This is a genomic window from Kitasatospora gansuensis (assembly GCF_014203705.1).
GTDB lineage: Bacteria > Actinomycetota > Actinomycetes > Streptomycetales > Streptomycetaceae > Kitasatospora > Kitasatospora gansuensis.
In genome coordinates this window covers 6,830,883-6,845,096 of record NZ_JACHJR010000001.1, presented here as the reverse complement: position 1 = coordinate 6,845,096, position 14,214 = coordinate 6,830,883, and the positions used below count along the sequence as shown (strand labels likewise).

General features: G+C 71.0%; 10 protein-coding genes. 3 read left to right on the top strand and 7 right to left on the bottom strand.

What is annotated here, in order from left to right; all coding sequences use genetic code 11:
• Positions 1-5: 5 nt before the first annotated feature.
• From F4556_RS30820 to F4556_RS30805, 4 genes are all read right to left on the bottom strand, one after another.
• Positions 6-1,700, bottom strand: coding sequence for a glycoside hydrolase family 13 protein (locus F4556_RS30820; protein ID WP_184921903.1), 1,695 nt, complete (start codon positions 1,698-1,700; stop codon positions 6-8).
• Between the two features lie 102 nt (positions 1,701-1,802).
• Positions 1,803-2,711 (bottom strand): sugar ABC transporter permease, encoded by a 909-nt coding sequence (locus F4556_RS30815; protein ID WP_184921901.1) that lies wholly within the window; start codon positions 2,709-2,711, stop codon positions 1,803-1,805.
• The gene (locus F4556_RS30810) at positions 2,708-3,703 is read right to left on the bottom strand and encodes a carbohydrate ABC transporter permease (protein WP_184921899.1); all 996 of its coding nucleotides are present in this window, start codon (positions 3,701-3,703) and stop codon (positions 2,708-2,710) included. Before F4556_RS30810 ends, F4556_RS30815 begins: the two co-directional genes overlap by 4 nt.
• A gap of 113 nt (positions 3,704-3,816) precedes the next feature.
• Positions 3,817-5,100: an extracellular solute-binding protein gene (locus tag F4556_RS30805; RefSeq protein WP_184921897.1), complete on the bottom strand. Its 1,284-nt coding sequence runs from the start codon at positions 5,098-5,100 to the stop codon at positions 3,817-3,819.
• Positions 5,101-5,407: 307 nt separating this feature from the next.
• Between F4556_RS30805 and F4556_RS30800 the strand changes: the two genes are divergently transcribed.
• A complete protein-coding gene (locus F4556_RS30800) occupies positions 5,408-6,559 on the top strand; it encodes a globin domain-containing protein (protein ID WP_184921895.1) in 1,152 nt (383 codons plus the stop codon).
• Here the strand turns inward: F4556_RS30800 and F4556_RS30795 are convergent.
• The 3 genes from F4556_RS30795 to F4556_RS30785 form a co-directional block, all read right to left on the bottom strand.
• On the bottom strand, positions 6,517-7,185 hold the full coding sequence (locus F4556_RS30795) for a helix-turn-helix transcriptional regulator (RefSeq protein ID WP_184921893.1): 669 nt from the start codon (positions 7,183-7,185) through the stop codon (positions 6,517-6,519). The two genes, F4556_RS30800 and F4556_RS30795, sit on opposite strands and share 43 nt — an antisense overlap.
• Positions 7,186-7,210: 25 nt before the next feature.
• Positions 7,211-8,272: an aldose epimerase family protein gene (locus tag F4556_RS30790; protein ID WP_184921890.1), complete on the bottom strand. Its 1,062-nt coding sequence runs from the start codon at positions 8,270-8,272 to the stop codon at positions 7,211-7,213.
• Positions 8,273-8,370: 98 nt separating this feature from the next.
• Entirely contained in the window at positions 8,371-11,286 is a 2,916-nt protein-coding gene (locus F4556_RS30785) for an ATP-binding protein (RefSeq protein WP_313068898.1), read from the bottom strand.
• A 282-nt stretch (positions 11,287-11,568) separates the two neighbouring features.
• On the opposite strand from F4556_RS30785, the gene F4556_RS30780 reads away from it, so the two are divergent.
• Positions 11,569-12,519 carry a terpene synthase family protein gene (locus tag F4556_RS30780; protein ID WP_184921886.1) on the top strand — a complete coding sequence of 317 codons (951 nt, stop codon included), beginning with the start codon at positions 11,569-11,571 and terminating at the stop codon, positions 12,517-12,519.
• 165 nt (positions 12,520-12,684) lie between these two features.
• The gene (exaC, locus tag F4556_RS30775; protein WP_184921884.1) at positions 12,685-14,208 is read left to right on the top strand and encodes an acetaldehyde dehydrogenase ExaC; all 1,524 of its coding nucleotides are present in this window, start codon (positions 12,685-12,687) and stop codon (positions 14,206-14,208) included.
• Positions 14,209-14,214 lie beyond the last annotated feature (6 nt).

Genomic DNA, 14,214 nt, shown 5'->3' with positions numbered 1-14,214 from the left:
CCACGTCAGACCGCCCACCAGATGGTGCTGTCCGCCGGCAGAACAGTGTCACCGTCCACCGCGACAGCTTCGGTGGAGGAGAGCAGGATACGGCCGGGGGCCGCGATCCGGACCGGTTCGGCACCGGCGTTCACGGTGCAGACGAAGGAGCCGCGGCGGAAGGCCAGCACGTCGGCCGGCGTCTCCAGCCACTCCACCGAGGTACCCGCGCCGAGGTCCGCGTGCTCCCGACGGATGGTCAGGGCGCTGCGGTAGAGCTCCAGCGTCGAGGTCGGGTCCCCGGTCTGCGCCTCGACGCTCAGCCCGGCCCACTCGGCGGGCTGCGGCAGCCAGCTCGGGCCGCCGGCGACCGGGCCGAAGCCGTACGGCGCCTCGGTGCCCGACCACGGGATCGGCACCCGGCAGCCGTCCCGGAAGCCGTCCTGGCCGGCCTGCCGGAAGAACGACGGGTCCTGGCGGACCTCGTCGGGCAGGTCGGTGACGTCCGGCAGGCCGAGCTCCTCGCCCTGGTAGACGTAGGCGGAGCCGGGCAGCGCGAACATCAGCAGGGTGGCGGCCCGGGCCCGGCGCAGGCCGAGTTCGCGGTCGCCGGGGGTGCGGATCTGGGTGCCCAGGCCCGGCGGGTTGGCGAACCGGGTGGCGTGCCGGGTGACGTCGTGGTTGGACAGCACCCAGGTGGCGGGGGCGTCCACCGGGCGCATCGCGTCCAGCGAGGTGTCGATCACCTCGCGCAGCTCGGTGGCGTCCCAGGAGGTGCCCAGGTACTGGAAGTTGAAGGCCTGGTGCAGCTCGTCCGGGCGGACGTAGTTGGCGGTCCGCTGGACGGTCGGGGTCCACGCCTCGGCGACGCCGATCCGCTCGCCCGGGTACTCGTCCAGGATCTTGCGCCAGGCGCGGTAGATGTCGTGCACGCCGTCCTGGTCGAAGAACGGCATCACGTCGTTGCCGAGCAGCTTGAGCTGGTCGGAGCCGCCGAGGTCGGGCAGGCCGGGGGCCTTCACCATGCCGTGCGCGACGTCGATCCGGAAGCCGTCCACGCCCATGTCCAGCCAGAACCGGAGGATCGAGCGGAACTCGTCGGCGACCGCCTGGTTCTCCCAGTTGAAGTCGGGCTGCTCGGGAGCGAACAGGTGCAGGTACCAGTCGCCGTCGGTGCCGTCCGGGTTGGTGGTCCTGGTCCAGGCCGGGCCACCGAAGATGGACTCCCAGTCGTTGGGCGGCAGTTCACCGTTCGCGCCCTTGCCGGGGAGGAAGTGGTAGCGCTCGCGCAGCGGGGAGGACGGACCCTCGCGCAGCGCGCGCTGGAACCACTCGTGCTGGTCCGAGGAGTGGTTCGGCACCAGGTCCACGATGACCCGCAGGCCCAGCTCGTGCGCGTCCCGGATCATCCCGTCCGCGTCCAGCAGGTTGCCGAACATCGGGTCCACCGCGCGGTAGTCGGCCACGTCGTACCCGGCGTCGGCCTGCGGCGAGGCGTAGAACGGCGACAGCCAGACCGCGTCCACACCCAAAGCCTTCAGGTACGGCAGCCGGCTCCGGACACCCGGCAGGTCACCCATGCCGTCACCGTTCGAGTCGGCGAAACTGCGCGGGTACACCTGGTAGATGACCGCGTCCCGCCACCAGCCTCTGGAGGCAGCACCGTTCGCAGCGATGGGCTCGGCGGCGGGCCGGGAGGTGTCGGCCAGGTTCTGGGTCATGGACAGTCATCCCTTGGGGACTAGGTGTCGTCCCGCCCGCCCGGGGTGCGGGCGGGCCGGTACGCGGCAACAGGCAGGTGAGGAATCAGGATTGACGGTACGTCAGGACTTGGCCGCACCCGCGGTCAGTCCGGTGACGAGGTGACGCTGCACCAGGTAGAAGACCAGGGCCGCGGGCAGCGCGATCAGCACCGAGGTGGCCGCCATCAGGTTCCACTGGCTCTCGTACTGGCTGACGAAGGTCTGCAGGCCGACCGCCAGGGTGTACTTGCCGGAGCTGAGCAGGAAGGTGGAGGCGAAGGCCACCTCGGCCCAGGCGGTGAGGAAGGAGTAGAAGGCCGCCACGGCCAGGCCCGGGCGGGCCAGCGGGATGATCAGGCGCCAGAAGGTGCCGAACGGGCTGAGCCCGTCCACCCGGCCGGCCTCGTCGATCTCCACCGGGATGGTGTCGAAGTAGCCCTTCAGCAGCCAGGCGCAGTACGGCACGGTGGTGGCCGAGTAGACGATGATCAGGCCGGTGTAGCCGTCCAGCAGCTTGAGCGAGGCGAGGATCGTGTACATCGGCACGATCAGCACCGCGATCGGGAACATCTGGGTGACCAGCAGGGTCCACATCAGCTGGCGGTGTCCGGGGAAGCGCATCCGGGAGACCGCGTAGCCGGTGGTGGCGGCGACCATCACACCGAACACGGTGGTGCCGCCGGCCACGATCACCGAGTTGAGGAACCAGCTCGCGAAGTCGGTCTCGAACAGCACCTTGGAGTAGTTCGAGAAGGTCATCTTGTCGAAGATCTGCCCGGGGTGCAGGTAGTCCATCTTGTCCGGGCCGAGCGAGATGAAGCCGATGTACAGCACCGGGAAGAGCGCCACCAGGCTGGCGATCACCAGGGCGCCGTGCGAGAGCGCGCGGACCAGCGGGGTGCTCTCGCCGCGCCGGCGGGCCTTGGCCGGACGGGCCGGACGCGGGGCCGGGGCGGGGGTCTTGACGGTCTCTTCGATGGTGGCGGTCATCGGGAAGCCTCTTCGTTCCGGGCCAGCCAGCGACGGTAGAAGCTGGTGAAGACGATCAGGATGGAGAGCAGCAGGACGCCGTAGGTGGCCGACTGGGCGTAGTCGCGCGGCTGTTGGCCGAAGCCCAGGCGGTAGGCCCAGGTGACCAGGATCTGCGCGTCCGGGGCGCCGTTGCCGAACAGCAGGAAGATGACGGCGAACTGGTTGAAGGTCCAGATCACGCCGAGCAGCACCACCGTTGAGGAGACCGTGCGCAGGCCGGGCAGGGTGATGTGGCGGAACTGCTGCCAGGCGGTGGCGCCGTCCATCTCGGCGGCCTCGTACAGCTCACCGGGGATCGACTGCAGCCCGCCGAGCAGCGAGACCATCATGAACGGCACGCCGACCCAGGTGTTGACCAGGATGGCCGCCGCCTTCTGCGCCAACGGGTCGGAGAGCCAGGCGGGTTCGGGCAGGCCGAGCGAGCCGAGCAGCCCGTTCACCACGCCGCCGTCGGCCAGCATCAGCCGCCAGGAGAAGATCGTGACGAAGGTCGGCACCGCCCACGGCAGGATCAGCATCAGCCGGTAGAGGCTGCGGCCGCGGAGCCGCTGGTTCATCAGCATGGCCAGCGCCAGACCGGTCGAGTAGGTGAGGGTCACACAGATGACCGTCCATGCGATGGTCCAGACGAAGTGCGACCAGAACCGGTCGTAGGACCCCGGTCCCCACAGGATGTCGGCGTAGTTGTGCAGGCCGATGAACTGGTAGGTGGCCGGGATCTCCTTGACCCCGATGGTGCGGGCCGAGTTGAGGCTGTTGGCGTCCGTCAGGGTCAGGTAGAAACCGTTGATCAGCGGGTAGCCGACCAGCACACCGAGCACGATGACGACCGGGGCGACCATCGCGTAGGCGTACCAGTGCTTGCTGTACGAGAGCTTGACGCGCGCCACCAGGCCGGGACGCGGGTCCTGGCTGCCCTTGGTGGGAGCGCCTTGCACGGCGACTGCCATGAGTTGACACCTTTTCGGGAGGTCCGCCGCGGCTCGCAACGGTGACTGCTGTGGGTACGGGAAGGCCGCCCGGGCCACCTCCGTCAGGTGGGTGGCCCGGGCGGTCCGGTCGGTTACTTCGAGAAGCCGGGGAGCAGCTTCAGGTAGTCCACGGCGGTGGCGTCCAGGCCGGCCTGGGTGCTGCTCTGGTCCTGCACGATCTTGCCGAGGTTGGTCCCGATCGAGCCGAACAGCGAGCTGTACTCGGGCAGTTCGGGGCGCGGCTGGGCGGCGGCCAGGATCGCCTGGAAGCCGGCGATGCCCGGGTCGGCCTTGACGTCGGCGGTGTACGCGTCGGTGCGGGTCGGCAGGGTGGAGTTCTTCGTCGCCAGGAAGGTCTGGCTCTCGGCGGAGGTGAGGAACCCGGCCAGCTTCTCGGCGGCGGCCTTGTGGGCCTTGTCCGCACCGGCGTAGACCGAGACGTTGTGGCCACCGGTCGGGGCACCGGCCTTGCCGGTGGAACCGGCCGGGACGGCCGCGATGCCGAGGTTCTTCTTGTCGGCGAAGGCGGAGCCCTTGTAGATGTTGGTGATCTCCCACGGGCCGTTGATGACGGCCGCGACCTTGCCGCTGTTGAAGGCGTCCATCATGTGCGCGTAGCTGTCGGTGGTCACGTCGGCCTTGACGGTGCCGGGCGCGGTGAACATCGACTTGTAGGTCTCGATCGCCTTGACGGCCTCGGGCGAGTTGACGGTGATCTTCTTGCCCTTGGCGTCCACCATGTTGGTGCCCTCGCCGTAGAGGTACGGCATCGCGAAGTAGCCGTCACCGGCGCGCATGAAGAAGCCGTCCACGCCGGCCTTCTCCTTGAGCTGGGCGGCGGCGGTCTTCAGCTCGTCCCAGGTCGCGGGGGCCTTGGTGATGCCCGCCTTGGCGAACAGCTCCTTGTTGTAGAGCAGGCCCAGGGTGTCGGTGACGATCGGGGCGCCGTAGACCTTGCCCTCGTACGTCGCCTGCTGAATCAGGCTGGGCTGGAAGGCGGCCTTGTCGGTCATCGCCGGGGTGCCGTCCAGCGGCTCCAGGTAGCCGGCCTTGGCGAAGGCGGAGGTCCAGCCGACCTCGGAGCGGAAGGCGTCCGGGGCGCCGGTGGCACCCATCGCGGTCTGCAGCTTGTTCTGCGCCTGGTCGAACGGGACGTTCTCGAACTTGACCTTGATGTTCGGGTTGGCGGCCTCGAACTTCTTGACCAGGGCCTCGTAGTTCGGCGCCTCGTTGGTGGCGTTGGAGGTGTCCCAGTAGGTGATGGTGACCGGGCCGTCAGCAGCCTTGTCATCGGATCCGGAGCCGCTGCTGCCACAGGCTGCCATGGTGACCGCGAGGGCCGCAACGAGGGCAGAGGCCGCGATGCCACGCCGCATGAGAACTCCTAGGGAAAAGGTGGGGGTGCCCGGGATGGAGGTGGACGGCGCATAATGGCTGTCCCACGCCGACTGCGCCGTAGCGGCCGTCGGGCTTGGGGAGGAACGTAACAGCGATGCAACCGCTGTCGAAAGTCCTTGCAGCAAGTTTCTGCAAGAACCGGGGATCGTTACGTCCACGTGTCCTGGGCGTTGCCGCAAGGTAGTCGGCGGGCGGAGCCTCGAAGGGGTGACCTTTGACCCCCTTTTTAAAGGATGATCATCATTTATATTGAGAGCGCAGCCGTCAGCGTCCCAGGAGGAACCTGTGCTCTCCCCGCAGTCGACCGAGACCGTCCGCGCCACCCTGCCCGCCGTCGGCGGGGCCATCGGGGAGATCACCCCGCTGTTCTACGCCAAGCTGTTCGCCGCCCACCCCGAGCTGGAGCGCGACCTCTTCAACCGGGGCAACCAGGCGGCCGGCGACCAGCCCCGGGCGCTGGCGGGCTCGATCGCCGCCTACGCGACCATGCTGGTCGAGCACCCCGAGGTGCGTCCCGGCGCGATGCTGGCCCGGATCGCCCACAAGCACGCCTCGCTCGGCGTCACCGAGGCCCAGTACCAGGTGGTGCACACCCACCTGTTCGCCGCGATCGTGGAGGTGCTCGGCGCCGCCGTGACGCCCGAGGTGGCCGCCGCCTGGGACGAGGTCTACTGGCTGATGGCCAATGAACTCATCGCCCTGGAAGCCAAGTTGTACCAGGAGGCCGGTCTGGAGCCGGGCGACGTCTGGCAGTCGATGACCGTCACCGGCCGTCGCCAGGAGACCGCCGACGCGGTCTCCTTCACCCTGCGCCGCACCGACGGCGAGCCGGTCGGTGCCTTCCGCCCCGGCCAGTACGTCAGCGTCGCGGTCCTGCTCCCCGACGGGGCCCGGCAGATCCGTCAGTACAGCCTCTCCACCGCCCCCGACCGGGACGAGTGGCGGATCACCGTGAAGCGCGACGGCGAGGTCTCCGCCCAGCTGCACGGCACGGTGGGCGAGGGCGACCGGATCGAGGTCTCGCACCCCTTCGGCGACCTGGTGCTGGACGAGAGCGAGGCGCCGCTGCTGCTCGCCTCCGCCGGGATCGGCTGCACCCCGATGATCGGCATGCTCGACCACCTGGTGCGCACCGGCTCGGAGCGCCGAGTGGTCGCGGTGCACGGCGACCGCTCGGCGGCCGACCACGCGCACGCCGCGGAGCTGACCACGCTGACCGGCGAACTGCCGGGCGCCGCCCTGCACCGCTGGTACGAGGACCGCGACGGCCTGGTCGACCTCACGGCCGTCGAGCTCCCCGCGGACGTCCGGGCCTACCTCTGCGGCCCGCTCCCCTTCATGCGGGCCGCCCGGGCCCAGCTGCTCGAGCGGGGCGTCCCGGCCACCGCCATCCACTACGAGGTGTTCGGCCCCGACCTCTGGCTCGCGGGCAGCTGAGCGTCGGGCGCGATCGTGATCGCGCACACCCCGGGCGCGCTGAACGGGTGCAGCCGGACGATGTCCTGACCACCCGCCAGCGCGTCCAGCAGACCCTGGTGGACGGCGCAGATCACCTCGGGATGCCGCTCGGCGGTCCGCAGGAACGGGCACTCCCGGAGCAGCCAGCCACCGTCCGGGCCCGGCTCGGGCCGGAAGCCCCAGCGCTCGGCGGCGGCCCGGACCCGCTCGGCCAGCGGGGCGTCGTCCTGGTCCGGCGGCAGCTCGGCGCCCCAGGCCCGGCCGGCCTGGACGGCGCCGAGCCGGCCGTAGCCGAGCGCCAGCACCTCGACCAACTCCCGGTAGGCGTCCAGCTGTTCGTGCGCGGGGGCGGCGGTGTAGCGCAGCTTGGGCCGCCCCCGGCCGGTGGCGGGCTGCCGGGAGACCGCGACCAGACCGGCCTGCACCAGGGCGGTCAGGTGGTGCCGGATGGTGGTCGGGTGCAGGCCCAGCGCCTCGGCCAGCTGCTGGGCCTCCAGCGGCTCGGCGGCCGAGGTCAGCTCGGCCAGCAGCGCCCGCCGGGCCGGGGCGGCCAGCGCGCGGTGCACACCGGCGTCCCCCGCTGCTGCTGCCCCGACGCCGTTCATGCGGTCAATATACGGCGATACCGGGTCAACCGATCCCGAGCCGCAGCACGGTGGCGGACCGGAACTCCTCGCCGGGCCGCAGCACGGTGCTGGGGTATCCGGGCTGGTGCGGCGAGTCGGGGTGGTGCTGGGTCTCCAGCGCGATCCCGGCGAACTTGCCGTACGCGACGCCGCTCGGGCCGCGCACCGCGCCGTGGAAGCCGTTGGCCGTGTAGACCTGCAGACCGGGCTCGGTGGTGAGCACTTCGAGGGTGCGGCCGCTGACCGGGTCCTCCAGGAAGGCGGCCCGAGTCGGCGTGCCGTCCGGGCGGCGCTCGTGGAGCACCCAGTTGTGGTCGTAGCCGCCGGCCGCGGCCAGCTGCGGGTGGTCGTCCTCGATCGCCTTGCCGACCGGCCGGGCGGTGCTGAAGTCGAACGGGGTGCCCGCCACCGGCTCGTACGGGCCGAGCGGGATCTGCCGGGCGTCCACCGGCGTGTACGCGTCGGCGTCCAGCGTGAGCAGGTGGCCGAGCACGTCGCCGCTGCCCTCGCCCGCGAGGTTGAAGTAGGCGTGGTTGGTCAGGTTGACCACCGTGGGGCGGCTGGTGACGGCCCGGTAGGCGATGGTCAGGGTGGCGCCGTCCAGGACGTAGTCGACGGTGACGTCGAGCGCGCCGGGGAAGCCCTGGTCGCCGTCCGGGCTGTGCAGCTGGAGCCGGACCCCGCCGGGGATCTCGGCGGCGCTCCAGATCCGGTGCGCGAAGCCGTCCGGGCCGCCGTGCAGGGTGACGCCGTTGCCGGTCTGGGCGAGCGGGTACTCCTCGCCGTCGATGGTGATCCGGCCGTCGGCGATCCGGTTGGCGTACCGGCCGACGGTGGCGCCGTAGTGCCTGGCCGGGCCCAGAACGCCCGTCAGCTCCTCGGTGCAGAGCAGGATCTGCGCCGGATGGCCGTCCCGGTCCGGCGCGGTCAGACCGTGCAGGGTGGCCCCCAGGGTCAGCACGGTGGCCTCGACCCGGTCGCTGCGCAGCGTCCAGCGTTCGATCGCCGCGCCCGCGCCGGACGCGTCGAAGGGCTCCCGCCGTACCTCGGTCTGCTGGGCCGCCATGAACCGTTCCTCCTGGTGCGAGATCCTGTCGACTGCGCTCAGCCTAGGGGTTGGGGGCGGCGCCGGGGCGGACCGGCGCCGCACTCGGCCAAGTCCGGTCAGTCGGTGGCCTCCGGCTCCGGCCGGGGCAGGCCGAGGGCCTCGGCCAGGCCCTCGGGGCCGGTGCCGATCTTGCGGTGGACGGCGGCCAGCCGCCGGTGCACCAGGCTCAGCTGGACGTTGAGCTGATCGGCGATCCGCTGCGGCGGGACCCCTTTGGCGGCCAACTCGGCCACCTTGCGCTCGTGCTGACTGAGCGACTCCTTGCTGAGCGTGCGCAGCCGGTTCGGCCGCAGCCCCGTCCTGGCCAGCTCACGCCTGGCCTGGGCGACCAGGCTGTCGGCGCCGCAGTTCTGGGCCAGCTCGATGCCCTGGTAGAAGTACTCGGCCGCCTCGGTCAGCCGCCCGGTGCGGGCCAGTGCGCTGCCCAAGTCGACCAGCGAGCAGGCGAGTTCGTGGCTGACCGGGGACTGGGTGAGCAGGTTGACCGACTCCTCCAGCAGGGCCACCGCGACCTGGCCGTCCGAGACGGCCGCCTGGATCCGCAGCGCCGTACCGCGCGCCGAGGCGGTGCCGAACTTCTCCGCCCGGGCCGCCGTCTCGCGCGCCTCCTCGGGACGGTCCGATGCCAGCGCGAGGGCCAGCTGACCGACCCACGGCGCCCAGACCGGGTTGAACCAGCCGCGCTTGTCCAGCTGGGCGCCGACCGAACGGAACACCTCGATCGCGCCGGCCCGGTCGCCCTTGGCCAGCAGCAGCTTGCCGTAGAGCGTGGGCGCGTCCGGCAGCACCATCGCGGTCGGGTGGTAGGGCGGCGCGAAGCGGTACTTCCGCGCCAGCTCCCACGCCTCGTCGACCTTGCCCCGGGCCAGCAGGGTGTCGGCCAGCACGCCGACCACGTCCCACTGCAGTGGCAGGTCGGGGGCGATCCGCTCGGACAGCCGCAGGCCCCGGCGGAGGAAGTCCTCGGCCTCGGCGAGCAGCCCGCGCCGGAACCGGACCAGGCCCATCAGGAAGTACGAGAAGCCCCGGTGCGCGCCGCTCCAGCCGGCCACCTCGAACTCGGTGATCGCCTCGGCGAACAGCTTCTCCGCGCTGTTCAGCTGGTCGGTGTAGGTGTACGTCAGGCCGATGATGGCGGGCAGCTCGAAGCCCCAGGTGGTGTTCCGCCAGCCCAGGCCCTCCGGCAGCCGGCCCGCGTCGGTGGCCTGCTCGACGAAGCCGAGCGCCCGGCCCGCCGGCTCCCCACGGAGCGTCAGGTCCCAGGCCCGCAGGGTGTAGACGGCCCGCTCGGGTGTCTGCTGGCCGCTGATCCGGCCGCCCAGGTCAGCCAGCCGGCGGGACCGGTCCGGGCCGTCCGCCTCGTCGCGCTGCCAGGCGATCCACATGAAGTGCAGCGCCTCCAGCCGCAGCCGGTCGATGCCGGGCGCCGTCCGCTCGGCCTCGATCCGGCAGACCTCCGCCGCCTCGATCAGCTCGCCGGAGTGCGCCAGCACCTCGGACAGCCGGAAGGTGGCGTCCACCCGCTTCTCCGGGCTGAGGCCCGGCTCCAGCGCGAGGGCCTGCTTGAGCTGGTGCACGGTGGCCAGCGGGTCGGTGAGCAGCGCGGCGCTGCCCGCCTCGTACAGAACATCGGCCCGGACGTCCTCGTCCGGCGGCTCGTACAGCGCGCGCTGCAGACAGCGCAGCGCCGCCTCCGGTGCGCCGATCGCCAGGTGCTCGGTGGCGGCCTGGCGGAGCTTGGCCACCATCAGGTCGTCGCCCTCGGGGTGGGTCTCCAGCAGGTGGCGGGAGGCGTCCAGCAGCGAGCCGCCGGAGTTCTCGATCGCGGTGGCCGCGATGCCGTGCATGCCCGTCCGGGTGCTGGGCGGCATGGTCTGGTAGATCGAGGTGCCGATCACCGGGTGGACGAAGTCGAGCCGTCCGTTCGGCCCGGTGGTGAGCACGTGGTGGCGGCGCAGCTGACGGACCGACTCCTCCGCCTCGGCCGGGCTCTGCGCGCAGATCGCGGCCGCCAGGTTCTGCTTGATGTCGGTACCGAGCAGGGCGCAGGCCCAGGCGAACCGGATCACCCGGGCGCCCAGCTTCTCCAGCCAGTAGTCCATCGTCATGCCCTTGGCGGCGGCCGCCAGGTCGTGCAGCTGCTGGACGTTCTCCTCGAACGGCTCCAGCTGCTGTTCCCGGACCTCGCGCAGCAGCACGGCCACGTCGTACGGGTTGCCCCGGGTGACCGCCCAGACCTGACGGCAGAACAGGTCCTCGGCCTCCGCGCCGAGTTCGGTCCTGACCAGCTCGGTGACCGAGGCGGGGTTCAGCGGCCGGAGCACGTGCCGGCGGGTGGCCTGGCTCTCGATCTGCTGCTGGAGGCTGCGGCCCTCCTCCTCGAACTCGTTGCGGTGCGCGAAGACCAGCAGCACCGGCAGGTGCCTGGCCCGGACCGCGAACGAGGCCAGCCAGGTCAGCGACTCCTGGTCGGCCCAGTGCAGGTCGTCCACCATCATCACCAACGGCGCGCGGCGCGGCGCCAGTTGGGTGAGCACGTAGTCCAGGCCGTCCCGGACGCCCTGCGGGTCGAGCTGCTCGACCTCGCCGGACGGCGGGACCAGGCCGATCGCCGGGCCGACGATGCCGTACCAGCCGCCGAAGACCTCGCTGCGCTCGGCCTCGGTGAGGCCGCCGAGCACCGGCAGCAGCAGCTGCTTGAGGACGTGGAACGGCTCCTTGATCTGCCGCTCGCCGCCTCGGCCGGAGAGCACCGTGCAGCACTTGCGGAGCTTGGCCAGGCGTCGGACGTGGTCCATCACCGCCGTCTTGCCGAGGCCGGCGGGCGAGGCGTAGACGAGGAGTTCGCCGATCTCGGTGCCACCGGCCTCGAAGTCCTGGCAGAGCCGGTCCAGCGCCTGCTCCGCGGTCCGCAGCTCCTCGTCCCGCTCGCGCAGGTGACCGCCCCTGGCCCCACCCTGATGATCGACCACTGCCCAGCCTCCGCTTCGCACCCGTCCCATGGACCTGTTGCGAGACTAGTACCGTGGCCGCCCCCGTGGCGCGCGTTCACGCAGGCTGGAGTACCAGTTCAGGGTTCGGTACCGATGCCGGGGGCAAATCCCTTGGTACCCCTAACGTCTGATGATCAGATCAGATACTCTTCGCCCCGAACGGGGCGTCGCATGATCTTCAGCACGTATACGGCGCAAAGGCTTCAACCAGAGCCGTGGAGAGCGCCAAGAGCACGCACAGAACCGAGCGCCGGGAGTCCCATGTCCGACGACAGCTCACTCGAGCTTCCGTTCCCCCACCGACGAAACCCGCACCAGTCCCACGCGACCCAGCACCATCAGGAGTGGCTGCACCGCCACCGCGAACTCGCCGCCTCCACCGGCGAGTTGGCATATGCCCGCTGGGAAGTGCCCGAACTGGCCGCGCTCACCTACCCGGAAAGTTCCGCCGAGGACCTCGACCTGGCGGCCGACCTGATGGGCTTCTACTTCCTGTTCGACGACCAGTTCGACGACGCGCTCGGTCGCGAGCCGGAACGGGTCGCGGTGATCTGCGAACGTCTCACCGCCATCATCCACAGCACCCGGCCGCTCGGCAGCACCCCCACCGAACGCGCCTTCGCCGACCTCTGGCGACGCAGCCTGCAAGGCATGTCGGCCCGCTGGCGGGCCCGGGCGGCGTACAACTGGGAATGGTACTTCGCCTGCCATCCCGCCGAGGCGGCCGGCCGGATATCCAGCCGTCTCCCGGACCGCGAGGGCTATCTGATGCTCCGCCGGGGGACGGCTGCCATGGAGACCATCTTCGACATGGTCGAACGGCTGGGCCGGTTCGAGGTCCCGCAGGCGGTGCTGCACCACCCGGTGCTCCGTCAACTGCGCCAACTGGCCGCCGACATACCCTCGCTCTCCAACGATGTCCGCTCCTACGCCCAGGAACTCGCCCGGGGCGACGTCGCCAACCTGGTGATGATCGTCCAGCGTGAGCGCGGCTGCCCCGCCGACGAAGCCGCCTCGGTGGTGATGGCCGAGGCCCAGCTCATGGTGCACCGATTCGCCGAGCTGATGGACCAACTCCCCGAGGTCTACAGCCTACTGGGTCTGACGGCGGCAGAACGCCACTCCGCGCACAGATACGCCGACGGATTGGCCGCCTGGACCGCAGGCTACCTCCGCTGGGAGGCCAGGACCGGGCGCTACGTGGCCGGTTGAGCCCGTCGGCAGGCACCGTGGCGGCCGGGCCGCCACCGGGTTAGGGTGCCGCACGGGTCACTACTCCGAGTGTTCGAGCGGTGACCCCGTACGTGCCGGTTCCCGCCCACGGGCCGCCACCTCGGCCCGGGGTACGCCTTCCAGCAGCGAGGAGTACCACCGTTCATGACGGTCTACCAGCCTCCCGGCCAGCCCGGCAGCATCGTCGATCTGCACCCCCGTTACGAGCACTGGATCGGCGGGCAGTGGGCTCCCCCGCTCCGCGGCCAGTACTTCGACAACCCCACCCCCGTCACCGGCCGGAGCTTCTGCGAGGTCGCCCGGGGCACCGCCGAGGACATCGAGGCGGCACTGGACGCCGCGCACGCCGCCGCCCCGGCCTGGGGCCGCACCTCACCCGCCGACCGGGCGCTGGTCCTGCTCCGGGTCGCCGACCGGATCGAGGCCAACCTCGAACCCCTCGCGGTGGCCGAGAGCTGGGACAACGGCAAGCCCGTCCGCGAGACGCTGGCCGCCGACCTGCCACTCGCGATCGACCATCTCCGGTACTTCGCCGGGGCGTTGCGCGCCCAGGAGGGCGGGCTCTCCCAGCTCGACGAGGACACCGTCGCCTACCACTTCCACGAGCCGCTCGGCGTGGTCGGGCAGATCATCCCGTGGAACTTCCCGCTGCTGATGGCGGTCTGGAAGCTGGCGCCCGCGCTGGCCGCCGGCAACGCGGTGGTGCTCAAGCCCGCCGAGCAGACGCCGGTCTCGGTGCTGCTGCTGATGGAGCTGATCGCCGACCTGCTGCCCGCCGGGGTGGTCAACGTGGTCACCGGCTTCGGCGAGGAGGCGGGCAAACCGCTGGCCTCCTCCGCCCGGGTCCGCAAGATCGCCTTCACCGGCGAGACCTCGACCGGGCGCCTGATCATGCAGTACGCCTCCGCCAACCTGATCCCGGTCTCGCTGGAGCTCGGCGGCAAGAGCCCGAACCTGTTCTTCGCCGATGTGGCGGCCGATCAGGACGCCTTCTACGACAAGGCGTTGGAGGGTTTCGCGCTGTTCGCGCTGAACCAGGGCGAGGTCTGCACCTGCCCCAGCCGCGCGCTGATCCAGAGCAGCATCTACGACCGCTTCCTGGGCGACGGCCTGGCCCGGGTGCACGCCATGCGGCAGGGCGACCCGCTCGATACCGAGACCCAGATCGGCGCCCAGGCCAGCGCCGACCAGCTCACCAAGATCCTCTCCTACCTCGAGATCGGCCAGGCCGAGGGCGCCAAGCTGCTCACCGGCGGCGAACGGGCCGACCTGGGCGGCGACCTGACGGACGGTTACTACGTCACGCCGACCGTCTTCGAGGGCGACAACCGGATGCGGATCTTCCAGGAGGAGATCTTCGGCCCGGTCCTCGCCGTCACCCGCTTCGAGGACTTCGCCGACGGGATCGCGCTCGCCAACGACACCGCGTACGGGCTCGGCGCGGGCGTCTGGAGCCGGGACGGCTCCACCGCCTACCGGGCCGGCCGGGAGATCCAGGCGGGGCGGGTCTGGACCAACTGCTTCCACCTCTACCCCGCCCACGCCGCCTTCGGCGGCTACAAGAACTCGGGCATCGGGCGGGAGACCCACAAGATGCTGCTGGAGCACTACCAGCAGACCAAGAACCTGCTGGTCAGCTACTCCCCGCAGGCGCTCGGCTTCTTCTAGACCCCG

Coding starts and splice junctions, on each gene's coding strand:
- F4556_RS30820 (WP_184921903.1), bottom strand. CDS start 1,700: ATGACCCAGAACCTGGCCGACACCTCCCGGCCCGCCGCCGAGCCCATC.
- F4556_RS30815 (WP_184921901.1), bottom strand. CDS start 2,711: ATGACCGCCACCATCGAAGAGACCGTCAAGACCCCCGCCCCGGCCCCG.
- F4556_RS30810 (WP_184921899.1), bottom strand. CDS start 3,703: ATGGCAGTCGCCGTGCAAGGCGCTCCCACCAAGGGCAGCCAGGACCCG.
- F4556_RS30805 (WP_184921897.1), bottom strand. CDS start 5,100: ATGCGGCGTGGCATCGCGGCCTCTGCCCTCGTTGCGGCCCTCGCGGTC.
- F4556_RS30795 (WP_184921893.1), bottom strand. CDS start 7,185: ATGAACGGCGTCGGGGCAGCAGCAGCGGGGGACGCCGGTGTGCACCGC.
- F4556_RS30790 (WP_184921890.1), bottom strand. CDS start 8,272: ATGGCGGCCCAGCAGACCGAGGTACGGCGGGAGCCCTTCGACGCGTCC.
- F4556_RS30780 (WP_184921886.1), top strand. CDS start 11,569: ATGTCCGACGACAGCTCACTCGAGCTTCCGTTCCCCCACCGACGAAAC.
- exaC (WP_184921884.1), top strand. CDS start 12,685: ATGACGGTCTACCAGCCTCCCGGCCAGCCCGGCAGCATCGTCGATCTG.